The sequence below is a fragment of the Pseudogulbenkiania sp. NH8B genome, from assembly GCF_000283535.1.
Lineage (GTDB): Bacteria > Pseudomonadota > Gammaproteobacteria > Burkholderiales > Chromobacteriaceae > Pseudogulbenkiania > Pseudogulbenkiania ferrooxidans.
The window spans coordinates 3159031-3175871 of sequence record NC_016002.1 but is presented as its reverse complement, the minus strand read 5'-3'; the positions used below and the strand labels follow the sequence as shown (position 1 = coordinate 3175871).

Genomic DNA, 16841 nt, shown 5'->3' with positions numbered 1-16841 from the left:
AGTAGGGGGGTGTATGAGCCAATTGCGTTATGTGGTGGTGGAAGGGCCGATCGGGGCCGGCAAGTCGGCGCTGGCGCGCCGCCTCGCGGACTACTGGGGGGTGTCGTTGTTGGCCGAAGAGCCCGCCGCCAACCCCTTCCTCGGACGTTTCTACCGCAATCCGCAGCAGCATGGCCTGGCCACCCAGTTGTCGTTCCTGCTGCAGCGCGCCGATCTGGCCGCCGAGATGCAGGATGGCCCGCTGCGTACTGCGCCGCTGGTGTCCGATTTCCTGTTCGAGAAAGACGCGCTGTTTGCCCGCGTCAACCTCGACGAGCCGGAGCACGCCCTCTACCAGCGCCTGACCGACCGGCTGCTGCCGGCGTTCCCGGTTCCCGACCTGGTGATCTACCTGCAGGCGTCGGAAGACGTGCTGCTGTCTCGCGTGGCCAGCCGCGCCAAGGAAACCGAGTCGGCCTTCCCGGAGGGCTACCTCAAGCGCGTGCATGCCGCCTACAGCGAATTTTTCCACGGCTACGACGCCGCCCCGCTGCTGATCGTCAATACCGATCACCTCAACCTGGTTGATGGCAGCGACGATTTCGAGCTATTGTTGCGCTGCATCAGCGAGATGCGCGGTCAGCGCAGCTATTTCAACAAGAGCGTCTGATCGTCTGAAACAGCCGGGCGTGGCGGCCACGAGCAGTCGGCGTCGGCGGCTGTTTTCCCAAGCCACGAGGAAGAAGACAGTGAAAATCAACGTCAATACCCTGTTCAAAATGGCCGCCGAAGGCCAGAAGATCACCATGCTCACCTGCTACGACACGAGCTTCGCCACGCTGCTGGACGATGCCGGGGTCGAAATTCTGCTGGTGGGCGACTCGCTGGGGATGGTGATCCAGGGGGAGGACTCGACGCTGCCGGTGACCATGGAGCAGATGGAGTACCACACCCGCTGCGTGGCGCGCGGCGCGAAAAATGCCCTCGTCTTGTCCGACATGCCGTTCGGCAGCTATCAGGAAAGCCCGCAGCAGGCCTTTGCCAACGCGGCGCGCCTGATGCAGGCCGGCGCTCACATGGTCAAGGTCGAGGGCGGCGCGTTCATGGCGGAAACCACCCGTTTCCTGGTCGAGCGCGGCATCCCGGTATGTTCCCATATCGGCCTGACGCCGCAGTTCGTCAACAGCTTCGGCGGCTACCGGGTGCAGGGCAAGAGCGAGAACGATGCCGAGCGCATCCTGCACGATGCGTCTGCCCTGGCCGACGCAGGTGCCAGCCTGGTGCTGATGGAGTGCGTGCCGGCCGCCCTGGCCAAGCGGGTGAGCGACGGCATCGCGGTGCCGACCATCGGCATTGGCGCCGGGGTCGACGTTTCCGGGCAGGTCCTGGTGCTGCATGATATCCTCGGTGTCTACCCTGGGCGCAAAGCCCGTTTCGTCAAGAATTTCATGGCTGGTGCGGACAGCATCCAGGCGGCGGTGGCGGGCTACGTCACGGCGGTCAAGGCACGTTCGTTCCCGGCGGAAGAGCATTGCTTCTGAGGCGTACCAGCCTGTTCAGGGTCTGTCGCGAGCGGCCCTCAGCGGGGTGAAGAGCAGCACAGAAACCGGAATGTACAGGGGTACATGAGGATTTGATCGCTGAGCGAAAGATTCGCACGCAGTGCGCATGAGCCCCGATCAGGGCCGCGCAGCAAGACTATGGGCAGGTTCTAAGGAAGGAAGATGGAAGTCATTCGTAATATCGCCGAGCTGCGAGCCTGGCGCCGCCAGGCCGGCAAGGTGGCGTTCGTGCCCACCATGGGCAATCTGCACGAGGGCCACCTGGCTCTGGTGAAAGAGGCGCGCCAGCGCGCCGACAAGGTGGTGGTGAGCATTTTCGTCAACCGTCTGCAGTTCGGTCAGGGCGAGGACTTCGACGCCTACCCGCGTACTTTCGATGCCGACAGTGCCAAGTTGCGCGATGCCGGTGTCGACGTGCTGTTCTTCCCGATCGAGCAGGAGTTGTACCCGCGCATCCGCCAGGACTTCAACGTCGAGCCGCCGCATATCCAGAACGAGCTGTGCGGCGCCTTCCGTCCCGGCCACTTCCGCGGCGTGGCCACGGTGGTGACCAAGCTGTTCAACATCGTGCAGCCCGATCTGGCCTGTTTCGGCAAGAAGGATTACCAGCAGCTGCACGTGATCAAGGCCATGGTGGACGATCTCAACCAGCCGGTCGAGGTCGTGCCGGTCGATACCGGCCGCGCCGAGGATGGCCTGGCGCTGTCGTCGCGCAACGGCTACCTGAGCGCCGAAGAGCGTGCCGAGGCGCCGCGCCTGTACCGTCACCTGGCGGCGATTCGTGACCGTCTGCTGGCCGGGGAACAGGATTACGCCAGCCTGGAGGCGGCGGCACGCCAGGATCTGGAAGCACATGGCTGGCGCGTCGACTACGTCGAAGTGCGTCAGGCCGACACCCTGGAGATCGCCCACGCCGGCGAGAAGCGCCTGGTGGTGCTGGCCGCGGCGCGTCTGGGCAAGACCCGCCTGATCGATAATGTGGAAGTGCTGCGCTGAGCGCGGCGTCATTGCTAGCAAGGAACGGAATTATGCAGCGCAGCATGCTGAAGTCGAAACTCCACCGCGTGACCACGACCCACGCCGAATTGCACTACATCGGTTCGTGTGCCATCGACGAGAACCTGCTCGAGGCGGCGGATATCCGCGAGTACGAAGAAGTGCAGATCTGGAACGTTACCAATGGCGAGCGTTTCGCTACCTACGCCATCAAGGCCGAGCGGGGTTCGGGGGTGATTTCGGTCAACGGTTCCGCCGCGCGCCGTGCCGCGCCGGGCGACCTGCTGATCATCGCCTCGTTCGCGGCCTACGAGGACGCCGAGCTGAAGGATCATGCACCGAAACTGGTGTTTGTCGACGGCAGCAATCACATTACCGAACTGGCGGGGTCGACCCCGGTCCAGCCGGCCTGAGGATTCTTCGGGACAAGACAAAGCGGACTTCGGTCCGCTTTTTTTATGGGTAAAGCGAAATGGGGCAATTTGAAATTCGCCGTCCGGGTGCCATAGTGACAGAGTGGAGTATTGCCGGCTGCGCTCGGGACGGCCTGCCCTGACGCGCGATGCCGAAACGGGAGGGCCTGCATGGCGCATTTGAGAGGCAGTTGCTTGTGTGGAGCCATTTACTACTGCGTGTACGGGGAGCCGAGTTTTGTCACGCATTGCCACTGCTCGGCGTGCCGCAAGGCAAGCGGAGCACTGTTCGTGACCTGGTTCACGGTGCGTGAGTGCGAGGTGGAGTGGCACGGCGAACCGCTGATGCACTATCACTCGTCGTGCCCGGTGGAGCGCGGTTTCTGTCCCCATTGCGGCACGACGCTGACCTATCGGCACGAGGCCGATCCGGACAGCATCGATATTACCCTGGCTTCGCTGGATCAGCCGGAACGCGTTATGCCGGAACACCATACCTGGTGGCAGGAACATGTGCCTTGGGTCGAGCCAGAGGTGTGGGCCGGGCTGCCGCATTACACCCGGGCCAAGGCGGGCAATTGATGGCGTCAAAACGCTTCGGCCAACCTGCAAAGGTTGGCCGAAGCGTTTGGGGGCAGGGCGTGGGGCCGGGTCAGAGCAGGGCCCGATCGGCCACGATCACGCCGTCTTCATCGGCGTAGAGCCAGTCGCCGGGGCTCAGGCTGACGCCGCCGAAGGTGACGGCGAGGCCGCGCTGGCCTTCGCCGCGCTTCACCGATTTGCGCGGGTGGGTATCCAGCGCCCGGACACCCAGGGGCAGGGCGTTGAGTGCCACCGAATCGCGGATGCAGCCATACACCACGATGCCGGCCCAGCCGTTCTTCACCGCCAGTTCGCCGATCTGGTCGCCAACCAGGGCGCAGCGGCGGGAGCCGCCGCCATCCACGACCAGCACCCGGCCGTTGCCCGGCTCGCTCAGCACCTCGCGCACCAGGGTATTGTCCTCGAACACCTTGAGTGTCTCGATCTGGCCCTGGAAACGTGGGCAGGCGCCAAAACGCTGGAACATCGGCTCGAGCACGCGCACATCGTTTTCGTGTTCGTCGCACAGATCGGTCGTCAGAAAAGTCATGCTTTCTCCTTGTGGTGTGTTGTGTTGATGGGGTGCCTGCCACCGTGCCCCAGGTTCGGCGTGTCACCGCCTGGCAGGGACTGACGGGGCAAAAAAAACCGCCCCGGAGGGCGGTTTGGTCGATCAGTCGAGGCGCAGCGGCACGAACAGCGTGTTGTCCTGTCGCCGCACCAGAAGGGCAATGCTGCCGCCGGCGTTGGCCAGGGCGCGTTCGAATCCCTTCACGTCGAGCACCTGGCTCTGGTTCAGGCCGATGATGATATCGCCGTGCTGCAGGCCGGCGCGTGCCGCCGGCCCCTGGGCTTTCTGGATCAAGAGGCCGCCAGGCAGGCCCAGTTCGGTTTTCTGGGCGGCGGTCAGTTCGGTCAGCGTCAGGCCCAGCTTGTTGAACTGGAAGCTTTGCGGAGCCGGTTCTTCCTGCTGGGGCTGCGGCGCGTTGGCCGCTTCGTTGGCGAGTTCACCCAGCACCACCGGGACGTCCTTTTCCGCTCCCTTGCGCCAGACGCCGAGCTTGATCTTGGCGCCCGGCTGCAGGCCGCCGACCAGGATCGGCAGGTCCTTCGAGCTTTCCACCAGCTTGCCGTTCATGTGCAGGATGATGTCGCCGACCTGCAGCCCGGCCTTGGCGGCCGGACCGTTGGGTTCCACCCGTACCACCAGCGCACCGTTGGGCTGTTTCAGGCCGAAGGACTGCGCCAGTTCCTGGCTGACTTCCTGAATGTGCACGCCGAGCTGGCCCCGGCTGACCTTGCCCTTGGTCTTGATCTGCTCGGCCACGTTGATGGCGATGTCGATCGGGATGGCGAAGGAGATGCCCATGAAACCGCCGGAGCGGCTGTAGATCTGCGAGTTGATGCCGACGACCTCGCCACGCAGGTTGAACAGCGGCCCGCCGGAGTTGCCCGGATTGATCGCCACGTCGGTCTGGATGAAGGGCACGTAGTTTTCGTCGGGCAGGCTGCGTCCCTTGGCGGAGACGATGCCGGCGGTGACGGTGTTGTCGAAGCCGAACGGTGCGCCGATGGCGGCGACCCATTCGCCGACCTTGAGCTTGGCCGGATCGCCGATCTTGGCCACCGGCAGGCCGGCCGCCTCGACCTTGAGCACGGCGACGTCGGTGCGCTTGTCGAGCCCGACCAGCTTGGCTTTCAGTTCGCGTTTGTCGGTCATCACGACCTTGATCTGCGAGCCGCCCGCGACGACGTGGGCGTTGGTCAGGATGTAGCCGTCATCGCTGATGATGAATCCAGAGCCGAACGACACGCTCTCGCTCGGGGTCTGATCCTGCTGCGGCGGCTGGTTCGGCATGAAGCGACGGAAGAAGTCGTAGAGCGGGTCGTCTTCGGGGATCGGGAAGGGCAGCTCGTTCTGGGCCGCGGCCGCTTCGAGCTTGTTGGCCTGAATGTTTACCACGGCTGGCCCGTCGCGCTCGACCAGTTGGGTGAAGTCGGGCAGCAGCATGGCCACCCGCCCGTCGGACTGGGCGGGAATCGCTACGTTGGGGTTATCGCCTTTGAACAGGCGTTCGATCTTGTCGCAGCCAGCAAGCAGCGTCACTGCCAGGGCGGCGCTGACAATGGTGCGGAAATACGGAGTCACGGAACATCCTTTCTGGTAGTGACAGAGCGGAACTCGGGCCGGGGCGGTCATTTTTCAAGTCCAGATTGCATGACGGGGGCCGCTTGAGTTCACTCTCCCGCTTTCATCATACCGTTTTTGCAGGGTATTCACAGAGATCGACGATAGGACAGCGTTCGCATTCAGGCCGGCGGGCCTTGCAGGTATAGCGGCCGTGCAGGATCAGCCAGTGGTGGGCATCGACCAGGTATTCGGCCGGAATGACCTTCATCAGCTTGTCTTCCACCGCGCGCACGTCCTTGCCGGGGGCCAGGCGGGTGCGGTTGGCGACGCGGAAGATATGGGTGTCCACCGCCATGGTGGCGTGGCCGAAGGCGGTGTTGAGCACCACGTTGGCGGTCTTGCGGCCGACGCCGGGCAGCGCCTCCAGCTCTTCGCGGGTTTGCGGCACTTCGCCGCCGTGCTTTTCCAGCAGTAGGCGGCAGGTGGCGATGACGTTCTTGGCCTTGGTGCGGTAGAGGCCGATGGTCTTGATGTACTCGGAGAGCCCTTCTTCGCCCAGCGAGAGCAGGGCCGCCGGGGTGTTGGCTACCGGGAACAGCAGGCGTGTGGCCTTGTTGACGCCGACGTCGGTGGCTTGTGCCGACAGCACCACGGCGATCAGCAGCTCGAACGGTGTGCGGTATTCGAGTTCGGTGCGTGGCGCGGGGTTGAGCTCCTTGAGACGGCGGAAGATCTCACGGCGTTTGGCGGCGTTCACTGCGAGTCCTTGTCGGCATCTTCCTTGGCGGCGCGCAGGGCGGCGGCGCGTTCCATCGCCTTGCGGATCAGTTCGTTCTTGTCGACGGCGGAAGTCTGCGGCGCCGCGCTAATCGCACCGGACGCCGCCGCTGCCGGGGCCGGCGCGTTCACCGCGGCGCGTTCGGCCAGGCGCTGCGCTTTTTCGGCCTGGTCGCGCGCCTTGCGTGCCTGGTGGTGTTCGTAACGCTTGCGCGCCTGCTGGGCTCGCGCCATGACGTGTTCGCGCGTGCCATCGTCCGGGTCGTCCACCGGCACCAGATCGATGCAGTCCACCGGACAGGGGGCCACGCACAGTTCGCAGCCAGTGCATTCGGCCGCGATCACGGTGTGCATCAGCTTGGCCGCGCCGACGATGGCGTCCACCGGACAGGCCTGGATGCACAGGGTACAGCCGATGCAGCTGTCTTCCCGGATCACGGCGAGCGCGCGCGGCTTGGGCTGCGGGCCGTCGGCAGCGAACGGGATGACGGGCTGTTCGAGCAGTTCTGCCAGCGCCCGGATGCCGTCCGCGCCGCCCGGCGGGCAACGGTTGATCGGGTCGCGTCCTTCCGCCAGTGCCTCGGCATAGGGCCGGCAACCGGCGTGGCCGCACTGGCCACACTGGGTCTGGGGCAGGAGGGCGTCGATCCGCTCGACGAGTGTGATCACGGGCATGCTGTCGGAGTCCACATCAAAACTGTTTATTATCCGTCCTCCAGGCGGCAGCTTCAATGCCTGCGCCGGGACGGCCGGGTTCTGTGGGGTCGTGGAGGGTGAGATTCGGGCGGGAGTGCCCTTGGCGGGATGAGGCAGGGCAGGGGCCGCTCTTTCGAACGGCTCCTGTCAGACCTCGTGATGGCGACGGTGGAGGAGGCGACCGGGGTACGCCTGCCGTCCATCAGAGGGAGGTCTGCCGATAGGCAGGAACGCCGCCCCCTGGTGCATAGGTTAGAACGACAGCCGGGTCTGCAGCACCAGCTCACGCGGTTCGCCGACGTTGACCTGCAGGTTGCTGCCGCTGGTCGAGGTGTAATAGGTCTTGTCGAACAGGTTCTTGACGTTGAGCTGCACGTCGAGCCTGTTGCCACCCAGGCGGGTTTGCCAGGCGACGAAGGCATCGGCCACGGTGTAGGCGTCGAGTGCGAAGCTGTTGAGCGCGTCGCCATGGCGCTTGCCGACGTAGCGTGCGCCGCCGCCGACGCGCCAGCGGTCGCCGTTGCCGGCCGGCATGAAGTCGTAGGCGAGGAAGGCCGAGGCGGTATGGTGGGCGACGTTGAACAGCTGCTTGCCGACGTAGGCGGCCTGGTCGTCCAGCACCTCGGCGTCGGTGTAGGCGTAGCTGCCGATGGCGCTCAACTGGCGCGTGAGCTTGCCGCTGGCGTCGAATTCGAGGCCTTGCGAGCGTACCTTGCCGACCGCGCGCGAGACGTCGTTCTCGGTCACCAGCACGTTGCGTTTGACGATGCGGTAGAGCGCGGCGGTGGCCGAGACGCGCTCGGTCTCCAGCTTGACCCCGCCTTCGTGCACCACGCCACGTTCCGGCTCGAACGGTCCGCCTTCGTTCACCGAGCTGTTCGGTTTGAACGACTCGCTGTAGTTGGCGTACAGCGACACGGCCGACGTCGCCCGGTACACCACGCCGGCCTGCGGCAGGGCCACGTTGCCGCTCGCTTCGCCGGTGATGGTGAACGGCCGGCCGGCGCCATCGCTCTGGCGGTAGTGCTGGTAGCGCAGGCCGCCGACGGCGATCCACTGCTCGTTCAGGTGCAGCGAATCCTTCACCAGCACCGCCTCGGTCTCGACCTTGCTGCGCACGTCGCTCTTGCTGGCGCTGACCGTGCTCGGGTAGGCGAGCTGGCCGTAGTCCGGATCGAACACGTTGAAGCCGCCGACGGCGCTGCCGCGTAGCGCGTCGCCCTTGCTCTGGCGGTTCTGCTCGAGGTCCACGCCGAACAGCAGTTCGTGGCGCATCCCCAGCCAGTTCACGTCGCCCAGCAGGTTGGCCGAAGCCAGCAGATTGGTGTCGTCGAAGGCGCGGTTGCCGTCGGCGCTGCGTCGCAGGATGCCGGTGCTGGCGTTGTAGGACACCGGGCGCGCCTGGTTGTCGCTGTAGCGGTGGTTGTTCCAGCCGGCATTGAAACGTGCGCGCCAGCTGTCGTCGAGGTCGTGCTCGACTTCGGCGGTCATGCTCTGCGCGGTGCCTTGCGCCACGTTCCACGCTTCGTCGAGGCGGCGTTCGCGCGGGATGGCGATGGGCTGGCCGTTGCTGAACACCGTGCCGCGGTCGTAGGGGACGGAATAATCCAGGTATTCGTAAGCGACGCGGGCGCGGGTGCCGCCGTCGCGCCAGGCCAGCGACGGGGCGATCAGCTTGCGCCGGGTGATGCCGAAGTTGCGCCAGTAGTCGGTTTCCTCCAGTTCGCCGATCAGGCGGTAAGCCAGGCCGCTGTCGCCGAACGGCCCGGTCAGGTCGAGGCTGCCGCTGCCGCCGCCGAAGCTGCTGCTGGTCAGCGTCACGCTGCCGGCCTGCTGGTACTGGGGCTTCTTGGTGATGACGTTGATGATGCCGCCCGGTTCCTGGATGCCGTACAGCAGCGAGGCCGGGCCTTTGAGGACCTCGACCTGCTCGGTGGTGGCGCTGAAGTTGCGCGGCAGGGTGGAGCGCACGCCGTCGCGCAGGATGGAGCCGTCGGCACGGCTGCCGAAACCGCGCCGGATGAAGCTGTCCCAGGTGTTGGCCAGGGTGTTGGTCTGGGTCACGCCGCTGACGTTGGCGAGCGCTTCGTCGAGCGAGGTGGCCTGCTGGTCTTGCAGCACCTGGTGAGGCACCACGTTGAGTGCCTGTGGGGTCTCGATCAGCGGCGCCGGGCCGCGCGTGGCGCTGCTGCTGATGCGGGGTTGATAGTCGTTGCCGGCGGGGATGTCGGCGCTGACTTCGACCACGGCAAGTTCGGCGGTGTCGTTCTGGCTGGCGTAGGCGGGGGCGGCGAGGGCGAGGCTCAGTGCCAGGAGCGAGGTATCGGTTTTCTTCATTGTTGTGGGGGCTCGGGGCGGAAACGGTCGGCAGGACTTGGCCGAGGGTGGTGTGGTTTGGCTAGTTAATGATAAGGATTCTCATTATAATTGTCGTTTTGCCTCACGCCAATAGGTTCGGCCTGGCGCCGGGGCCGACAAGGACACACCATGAAACGCGTAATCATCCTGCTGCACCGCTACCTGGGGCTCGCCTGTGCGCTGGGCGTGCTGATACTGGGCCTCAGCGGCGGCCTGCTGGTGTTCAAGAAAGAGCTGTCGACGCTCAGCGGTGAGCGGCCGGCGGCGGTGAACGGGCCGTTCGTCGGCTACCAGGAGCTGTACCAGGCTGCGGAATCGCGCCATCCGGGCGGCAGCGTCAACCTGCGTTTCGGCGAAACGTTGGCCGAACCAGTGCTGGCGCGCATCCGTGGGGCAGGCGAGGAGCGGCTGCTGTGGCTCGACCCGGTGACAGCCGAGGTGGTGAGCGATCGTGCTCCCGGCGAGGGGCTGTTCAGCTGGCTGCGGGAACTGCACGAAACGCTGCTGATGGACGACGCCGGCGAAACGCTGGTCGGCATCGTCGGCATTGGCCTGCTGCTAATGGTGATCAGCGGCCTGATCTACTGGTGGCCCAAGGACTGGAAGCGGGCGTGGCGCGTGCGCACTGGCAAGGGGGCGCGCATTCTGGTGGGCGATCTGCACCGCGTCGCCGGTGTGGCCTTGTCGCTCGTGCTGCTGATCAGTGCGCTGACCGGCGTGCTGCTGGTGTTCTCCAAGCCCATCAACGGCTGGATCAACGCGCTCTACGGCGCCAAGCCGGCCAGGAGCGCCAAGGTCGTGCCGGGCGAAGCGCGCCTGCCGCTCGACCAGTTGGTGGCCAAGGGCAACGCGGCGCTGCCCGGCGGCCGGCTGGTGGACGTGCGTGTCGATGCCAAGGCCGCCAAGCCGGTGGTGCTGCGCAAGCGCCTGCCGGGTGAGATTCAGCCCAACGGGCGCAGCATGGTCGAGGTCGACCCGTACCGCGGCGAGGTGTTGATGGTACGTCCGGTCGACCAGGCCGAGCCGGGCATCCGCCTGACCACCTGGGTGTTCGCCTTCCACGTCGGCTTGGTCGGTGGTCTGCCGCACCGCGTGCTGATGCTGGTAACCGGCCTGGGGCTGGCCTTGCTGGGCGGCTCGGGCGTGTACCAGTGGAGCGCACGCGAGTGGAAGCAGAGGCGGGCTATGCCGAAGCGCCTGGCGCCGCGCGTGGGGTGAGCGTGGCGTGATGCCCGCGCGCTTTCGGTGGGCGTCCCGTTCGGTCTTGGGGCGGAGTGAAGAGGGCGCTTCCCGTCAGAGCTCCGCCGCCAACCTCCGCCGGACCCGGGACGTCCGGGTTCGAGATTTCCCTTCGGAAACGGCGGCAGGCGCTCGCTCCTGGCGCCTGGAATGCCGCCTCGGGGTAGTCCTGCGTCCCGAGCTAGCCCTGATGAGAAAAATCAGCAGGCGCGGCGCGGCAGGAAAATCTCCGCGATCATGCAGCGCGCACCGCCGCCGCCCAGCCGCTCGATGGTGTCGATCGGGGCCTGGGCGACCCTGGCGTAGGACGAAATGGCGGTTTGTTGCTCTGGCGTCAGCGAGGACCAGGCCTGGCGCGACAGGGCGAACACCGCTTCGCCATCGCGGGAGGAGAGTTCGAGCATGTTGCCGGCAAAGTGCTCGAGCTGATCGTAGGAAATATCGATGATCTCTTTGCCGCTGGCGGTGAGCGCCTGTACCAGGGCGGTGCGTTCGTTCCGATCACGGATCGATTCCAGGCACACGACGGCGAGTGTTTTGCCCACGCACATCATCACGTTGGTGTGGTAGATCGGCTTGCCGTGGCGGTCGACCGAGTGAAACCAGAGCGCCTGGTAGCCGATGGTTTCCGACACCGCCTTCATCACCGCCTCGCTGCTGCGCGACGAGAAGCAGACGTAGGCCATCTTCTGGTTGTGGTCGAAGATCATGGTGCCAGTGCCTTCGTGGTACTGCCCGACCCTCTCGAAGCCGCTCAGATCGATGACTTCCTCGACGGCGAATGCCTCCGTGATCTTTTCCAGGACCTTGTTGTTGCGCTCCAGGCGGCGGTTGGGGGCTTCCATCGGGTAGAGCAGCACCTTGCCGTCGGCGTGCAGGCTGATCCAGTTGTTGGGGAAGATCGAATCGGGCGTGTGGGGCTCGACCGTGTCGTCGATGACCAGCACGTCGACGCCGCAGCGGCGCAATTCGCCCGCGTAGGCATCGAACTCGGCGAGCGCATTTTGCTGTGCTTCCTGGTGGTCGATGTCCGATTTCTGAAAGGTGTTCGAGGGCGACGTTTGCGGATTGGACAGGAATCGCGCCGGCCGGATCATCAGAATAGTGCTGGTGGTTTGCATGCGGCTTAATCGTCCTTGCTGGAGGGTGGAGTAAGGGGCCATTTTTATGGCCTCGGGTCGACCTCGTTGGCGGCTCACGAGCAATGTCGATCTCGGTTTTGCCGCTATTGTGGGGCGGTGCCTTGTTGGCAAAAAGTTGGAAAACTTCGCAAATTCTCACTATATTTTGCAAATTGATATATTGAATTGGCGTTTTGACAATGAATGACACGGATCGACAGTTGCTGGCCTTGCTGAGGGACGATGCGCGCATGTCGGTGACGACGCTGGCGGAAAAGCTGAGGGTGTCGCGGGCGACGGTACAGAGCCGGATCAACAAGCTGGAGGAGACGGGGGTGATCGTGGGTTACACTGTCCGGCTCAAGCCGGAGGCGGAAACCCATCGTATCAGGGCGTGGATGGGCATTGCCGTCGAGGGCAACAAGGCGCCGTCGGTGCTGCAGGCGCTGCGCGGCGATCCCAACGTGCAGACCCTGCATTCGACCAACGGGCGTTGGGACATCGTGACCGAACTGCGCGCCGATACCCTGGAGCAGTTCGACCGCGTGCTGGGGCGCATCAGGCTGATTCCCGGCATCGCGTCGACCGAGACCAGCATCCTGCTGTCGACGCACAAGGTGTAGCGTTGCCGTGCGCCAAGGTCGCCGCAACGAGGGCGGATTTCCCCTGTTTGGGCGGCTGACAGTGGCCGAAGAGGGCGCCCGCGTTCGTCCGGCCCGGTTGACGCTATGCCGTTGGCCGCGAGGCCAACGGTGAATGACCCGCGCGCGGCCAGGCCGGCACAGGGGTTGGCCGAAGCTCATGCCTGACGTTTAGGGGGAAGGGGCGCGAGCGGGGTGCGCAAAAAAAAGCCCGGCGGGCGCCGGGCAAAGTCCTGTTTCACACAGACAGATACATCAGGAACAGGTAGTTGGTATCAAGACACGGTTTCCTTCAGCTGACCGAGGATCTGCGGGTTCTCCAGCGTGGAGACGTCCTGCACGATTTCCTCGCCCCGCGCCAGCGAGCGCAGCAGGCGGCGCATGATCTTGCCGGAGCGGGTCTTGGGCAGGTTCTCGCCGAAGCGGATGTCGTCCGGCTGGGCGATCTTGCCGATTTCGTGGGCCACCCAGCTCTTCAGTTCGGCGGCGACCTTCTTGGCTTCGTCGCCTTCCGGACGGGCGCCCTTCAGGACCACGAAGGCCACCACGGCTTCGCCTTTCACCTCGTGCGGCTTGCCGACCACGGCGGCTTCGGCCACCAGCGGGTTGGCAACCAGCGCCGATTCGATTTCCATGGTGCCCAAGCGGTGACCGGAGACGTTCAGAACGTCGTCGATACGGCCCATGATCCAGAAGTAGCCGTTTTCGTCACGGTTGGCGGAGTCGCCGGCGAGGTAGTACTGGCCGTTGAACTCTTCCGGGAAGTAGGTCTTCTTGAAGCGCTCCGGGTCGTTCCAGATGGTGCGCACCAGGCTCGGGAACGGCTTCTTGATGACGAGGAAGCCGCCGCGGCCCGGTTCCACCTGGGCGCCGGATTCGTCGACGATGTCGGCCATGATGCCCGGCAGCGGCAGGGTGCACGAGCCCGGCTTGGTCGGTACGGCGCCCGGGGTCGGGGCGATCATCACCGAACCGGTTTCGGTCTGCCACCAGGTATCGACGATCGGGCAGCGGCTGCCGCCGACCACTTCGTAGTACCACATCCAGGCTTCCGGGTTGATCGGCTCACCGACGGTGCCCAACAGGCGCAGGCTGGAGAGGTCGTGCTGTTTCGGCAGATCGGCACCCAGCTTGATCAGCGAGCGGATGGCGGTCGGCGCGGTGTAGAAAGTGGTGACCTTGTGCTTCTCGATCATGCTCCAGAAGCGGCTGGCATCCGGGTAGGTCGGCACGCCTTCGAACACGACCTGGGTGGCGCCGTTGGCGAGCGGGCCGTAGCAGATGTAGGAGTGGCCGGTGATCCAGCCCACGTCGGCGGTGCACCAGAATACGTCGTTCGGTTTGTAGTCGAACACCCAGCGGAAGCTGTTGGCCGCGCCCAGCAGGTAGCCGGCGGTGCTGTGCTGGATGCCTTTCGGCTTGCCGGTGGAGCCGGAGGTGTAGAGGATGAAGAGCGGGTCTTCCGCGTTCATCCATTCCGGTTCGCAGGCTTCGGACTGGCCTTCGACCAGCTTGTGCCACCATACGTCGCGGCCTTCGGTCCAGTTGGCGCCGCCGTTGGTGCGCTGGTAGACGATGACGTTCTTGACGCTGGAAGTGCCTTCCATGGCCAGCGCTTCGTCGACGGTGGCCTTGAGCGGAACGGTCTTGCCGCCGCGCAGGCCTTCGTTGGCGGTGATGACGGCCTTGGCGCCGGCATCTTCGACACGGTCCTTCACGGCGCCGGCGGAGAAGCCGCCGAACACCACGGAGTGGATGGCGCCGATGCGGGCGCAGGCCTGCATGGCGACGATGGCTTCGATCACCATCGGCATGTAGATCACCACGCGGTCGCCCTTCTCGATGCCGAGGCTCTTCAGGCCGTTGGCAAACTGGCAGACGCGGCGGTGCAGTTCGGCGTAGGTGACGCGGGTGACTTCGCCGTCATCCGCTTCGAAAATCAGTGCGATCTTGTTGGCATTGAGCGGCAGATGGCGGTCGAGGCAGTTGTAGGAAACGTTCAGCACGCCGTCGTCGAACCATTTGAAGAACGGGGCGTTGCTGTCGTCGAGCACGCGTGAGAACGGCTTCTTCCAGGTGATCTGTTCGCGAGCCAAGTCCCCCCAGAACGACAGGTAATGATCGTCAGCCTGCTCGCACAGCGCGTTGTAGGCTTCCATGCCGGAAATGCCGGCCTTGCGACGGAAGTCGTCGGAGGGCGGGAAGCTGCGGGTTTCTTTCAGGATCGATTCGAGGGTGGACATTGTGTTCTCCTTGTAGCGTGCCGGATGCCGCACCCTGGCGGGTGCGGCGGGCATGAGTTGCAGATTAATGCTTGGACGCACCGGTGGCGCCGATGCCGGTCATGGCACGGACGTACTGGGCGTCGAACTTGGCTTTTTCTTCGCTGGCCTGCTTCGAGTTATCCAGCACCGAGAACAGCCAGGTGAAGGCGAAGGCCAGGGGCATCGAGAAGATGGCCGGGTTCTTGTACGGGAAGATGGCGGCTTCGTGCTTCATCACGTCGACCCACACTGCCGGGCCCAACACGATCAGCAGCACCGCCGAGATCAGACCGATAAAGCCGCCGATCACCGCGTCGCGGGTGGTCAGACCCTTCCAGAACATCGACAGGAACAGGATCGGGAAGTTAGCCGAAGCGGCGATCGAGAACGCCAGGCCGACCATGAAGGCGATGTTCTGCTTCTCGAACAAGAGGCCCAGCACGATGGCGACCACGCCCAGGACCACGGTGGTGATCTTGGAGACGCGGATTTCGTCGGCTTCGTTGGCCTTGCCCTTCTTGATCACCGAGGCGTACAGGTCGTGCGATACGGCCGAAGCACCGGACAGGGCCAGGCCGGCGACCACTGCCAGGATGGTGGCGAAGGCGACCGCCGAGATGAAGCCCAGGAACAGGTCACCGCCCACTGCGTTGGCCAGGTGGATGGCTGCCATGTTGGAGCCGCCCACCAGCTGGGTCACTTCCTTGCCGTTCTTCACGATGGTTTCCATGAAGTGCGGCTGGTTGAGCACCAGCATGATGGCGCCAAAACCGATGATGAAGGTCAGGATGTAGAAGTAGCCGATGAAACCGGTGGCGAAGAACACCGACTTGCGGGCTTCCTTCGCGTCGGACACGGTGAAGAAGCGCATCAGGATGTGCGGCAGGCCAGCGGTACCGAACATCAGGGCGAGACCCAGCGAGATCGAGTCGATCGGGTCGGCCTTACCCGGGGACATGATGGCGATGCCCTTAGCATGGATTGCCGTGGCTTTCTGGAACAGTGCTTCAGGGCTGAAACCGACCGAGGACATCACCATGAACGCCATGAAGGTGGCGCCGCACAGCAGGATGACGGCCTTGATGATCTGCACCCAGGTGGTGGCCAACATGCCGCCGAAGGTCACGTACAGCACCATCAGCACGCCGACCAGTACTACGGCGGACGAGTAGCTCATGCCGAACAAGAGCTGGATCAGCTTACCGGCACCGACCATCTGCGCGATCAGGTACAGCGCCACCACGACCAGCGTGCCGGTGGCGGCGAAGGTACGTACCGGCATCTGCTGCAGGCGATAGGAGGCGACGTCGGCGAAGGTGAACTTGCCGAGGTTGCGCAGGCGTTCGGCGACCAGGAACAGGATCACCGGCCAGCCCACCAGGAAGCCGATGGAGTAGATCAGGCCATCGAAGCCCTTGTCGAACACCATGGCGGAAATACCGAGGAAGGAGGCGGCGGACATGTAGTCGCCGGCGATCGCCAGGCCGTTCTGGAAGCCGCTGATGCCGCCGCCAGCGGTGTAGAAGTCGCTGGCGGAGCGGGTACGGCGTGCGGCCCAGTAGGTGATCCCCATGGTGAACGCGACGAACAGGAAGAACATGATGATGGCGTGCCAGTTGGTCGCCTGCTTCTCTACGTCACCTTCGATGGCGCCGCTGGCAAACGCCAGTGCCGGTGCCAGCGCGAGGCCGGCCAAGGCCAGGGTGGTCAGGGGTTTTTTCATTGTTTTGCCTCCTCAACGATTTCCTGGTTCAGTTGGTCGAATTCGGTGTTGGCCTTGCGCACGTAGACGCCGGTCAGAACAAATGCCGACAGAATGATCAGTACGCCGATCGGAATGCCCACGGTGGTCACGCTGCCCTCACTGAGCGGCGTACCGAGCACTTTCGGGGCAAACGCCAGCAACAGTATGAATCCGTAGTAGATCACCAGCATGACTGCGCTCAGCGTCCAACCCAGGCTCGTCTTCTTGTGAACGAGCTCTAAAAATTTGGGGTTGGATTGCACGCGCTTCAGAACATCTTCGTTCATTGCATCCTCCTTTGTGATGGCGATCCGTCGACCGCTGTTGCAACCTTACGA

Annotated in this window: 16 protein-coding genes; 7 read left to right on the top strand and 9 right to left on the bottom strand. The window is 64.5% G+C overall.

Features of this window, described 5'->3' with window-relative positions; all coding sequences use genetic code 11:
* Positions 1-13: 13 nt before the first annotated feature.
* The 5 genes from NH8B_RS14595 to NH8B_RS14575 all read left to right on the top strand — a co-directional run bounded on the left by NH8B_RS14595 (position 14) and on the right by NH8B_RS14575 (position 3532).
* Positions 14-649: a deoxynucleoside kinase gene (locus NH8B_RS14595; RefSeq protein ID WP_008954278.1), complete on the top strand. Its 636-nt coding sequence runs from the start codon at positions 14-16 to the stop codon at positions 647-649.
* Between the two features lie 79 nt (positions 650-728).
* Positions 729-1520 carry a 3-methyl-2-oxobutanoate hydroxymethyltransferase gene (gene panB, locus NH8B_RS14590; protein WP_008954279.1) on the top strand — a complete coding sequence of 264 codons (792 nt, stop codon included), beginning with the start codon at positions 729-731 and terminating at the stop codon, positions 1518-1520.
* Between the two features lie 183 nt (positions 1521-1703).
* Entirely contained in the window at positions 1704-2537 is an 834-nt protein-coding gene (gene panC / locus NH8B_RS14585) for a pantoate--beta-alanine ligase (protein WP_008954280.1), read from the top strand.
* Positions 2538-2569: 32 nt separating this feature from the next.
* Positions 2570-2950, top strand: a complete 381-nt coding sequence (gene panD / locus NH8B_RS14580; protein ID WP_014087982.1) for an aspartate 1-decarboxylase — start codon at positions 2570-2572, stop codon at positions 2948-2950.
* A 171-nt stretch (positions 2951-3121) separates the two neighbouring features.
* Positions 3122-3532, top strand: a complete 411-nt coding sequence (locus tag NH8B_RS14575; protein WP_008954282.1) for a GFA family protein — start codon at positions 3122-3124, stop codon at positions 3530-3532.
* Between the two features lie 70 nt (positions 3533-3602).
* Here NH8B_RS14575 and rraA read toward each other — a convergent pair whose 3' ends face one another.
* The 5 genes from rraA to NH8B_RS14550 all read right to left on the bottom strand — a co-directional run bounded on the left by rraA (position 3603) and on the right by NH8B_RS14550 (position 9473).
* Positions 3603-4082: a ribonuclease E activity regulator RraA gene (gene rraA, locus NH8B_RS14570; RefSeq protein ID WP_008954283.1), complete on the bottom strand. Its 480-nt coding sequence runs from the start codon at positions 4080-4082 to the stop codon at positions 3603-3605.
* Positions 4083-4205: 123 nt separating this feature from the next.
* Positions 4206-5732 (bottom strand): DegQ family serine endoprotease, encoded by a 1527-nt coding sequence (locus tag NH8B_RS14565; protein ID WP_008954284.1) that lies wholly within the window; start codon positions 5730-5732, stop codon positions 4206-4208.
* A gap of 55 nt (positions 5733-5787) precedes the next feature.
* Positions 5788-6420: an endonuclease III gene (nth, locus tag NH8B_RS14560; protein ID WP_008954285.1), complete on the bottom strand. Its 633-nt coding sequence runs from the start codon at positions 6418-6420 to the stop codon at positions 5788-5790.
* A complete protein-coding gene (gene rsxB / locus NH8B_RS14555; protein ID WP_041703010.1) occupies positions 6417-7115 on the bottom strand; it encodes an electron transport complex subunit RsxB in 699 nt (232 codons plus the stop codon). The genes nth and rsxB overlap by 4 nt, the downstream gene beginning before the upstream one ends.
* Before the next feature lie 273 nt (positions 7116-7388).
* Entirely contained in the window at positions 7389-9473 is a 2085-nt protein-coding gene (locus tag NH8B_RS14550; protein ID WP_014087978.1) for a TonB-dependent siderophore receptor, read from the bottom strand.
* Positions 9474-9623: 150 nt separating this feature from the next.
* Here NH8B_RS14550 and NH8B_RS14545 point away from each other — a divergent pair, with 150 nt between their 5' ends.
* Positions 9624-10712 (top strand): PepSY-associated TM helix domain-containing protein, encoded by a 1089-nt coding sequence (locus NH8B_RS14545; RefSeq protein WP_014087977.1) that lies wholly within the window; start codon positions 9624-9626, stop codon positions 10710-10712.
* Between the two features lie 221 nt (positions 10713-10933).
* On the opposite strand, the gene ctlX is transcribed toward NH8B_RS14545, so the two are convergent.
* The gene (gene ctlX / locus NH8B_RS14540) at positions 10934-11854 is read right to left on the bottom strand and encodes a citrulline utilization hydrolase CtlX (protein ID WP_014087976.1); all 921 of its coding nucleotides are present in this window, start codon (positions 11852-11854) and stop codon (positions 10934-10936) included.
* A 200-nt stretch (positions 11855-12054) separates the two neighbouring features.
* Between ctlX and NH8B_RS14535 the strand changes: the two genes are divergently transcribed.
* Positions 12055-12477, top strand: a complete 423-nt coding sequence (locus tag NH8B_RS14535) for an Lrp/AsnC family transcriptional regulator (RefSeq protein WP_008954290.1) — start codon at positions 12055-12057, stop codon at positions 12475-12477.
* A 293-nt stretch (positions 12478-12770) separates the two neighbouring features.
* On the opposite strand, the gene acs is transcribed toward NH8B_RS14535, so the two are convergent.
* From acs to NH8B_RS14520, 3 genes are all read right to left on the bottom strand, one after another.
* On the bottom strand, positions 12771-14738 hold the full coding sequence (gene acs, locus NH8B_RS14530) for an acetate--CoA ligase (RefSeq protein WP_014087974.1): 1968 nt from the start codon (positions 14736-14738) through the stop codon (positions 12771-12773).
* A gap of 64 nt (positions 14739-14802) precedes the next feature.
* A complete protein-coding gene (locus tag NH8B_RS14525) occupies positions 14803-16482 on the bottom strand; it encodes a cation acetate symporter (RefSeq protein WP_014087973.1) in 1680 nt (559 codons plus the stop codon).
* Positions 16479-16790: a DUF485 domain-containing protein gene (locus NH8B_RS14520; RefSeq protein ID WP_008954293.1), complete on the bottom strand. Its 312-nt coding sequence runs from the start codon at positions 16788-16790 to the stop codon at positions 16479-16481. The genes NH8B_RS14525 and NH8B_RS14520 overlap by 4 nt, the downstream gene beginning before the upstream one ends.
* Positions 16791-16841 lie beyond the last annotated feature (51 nt).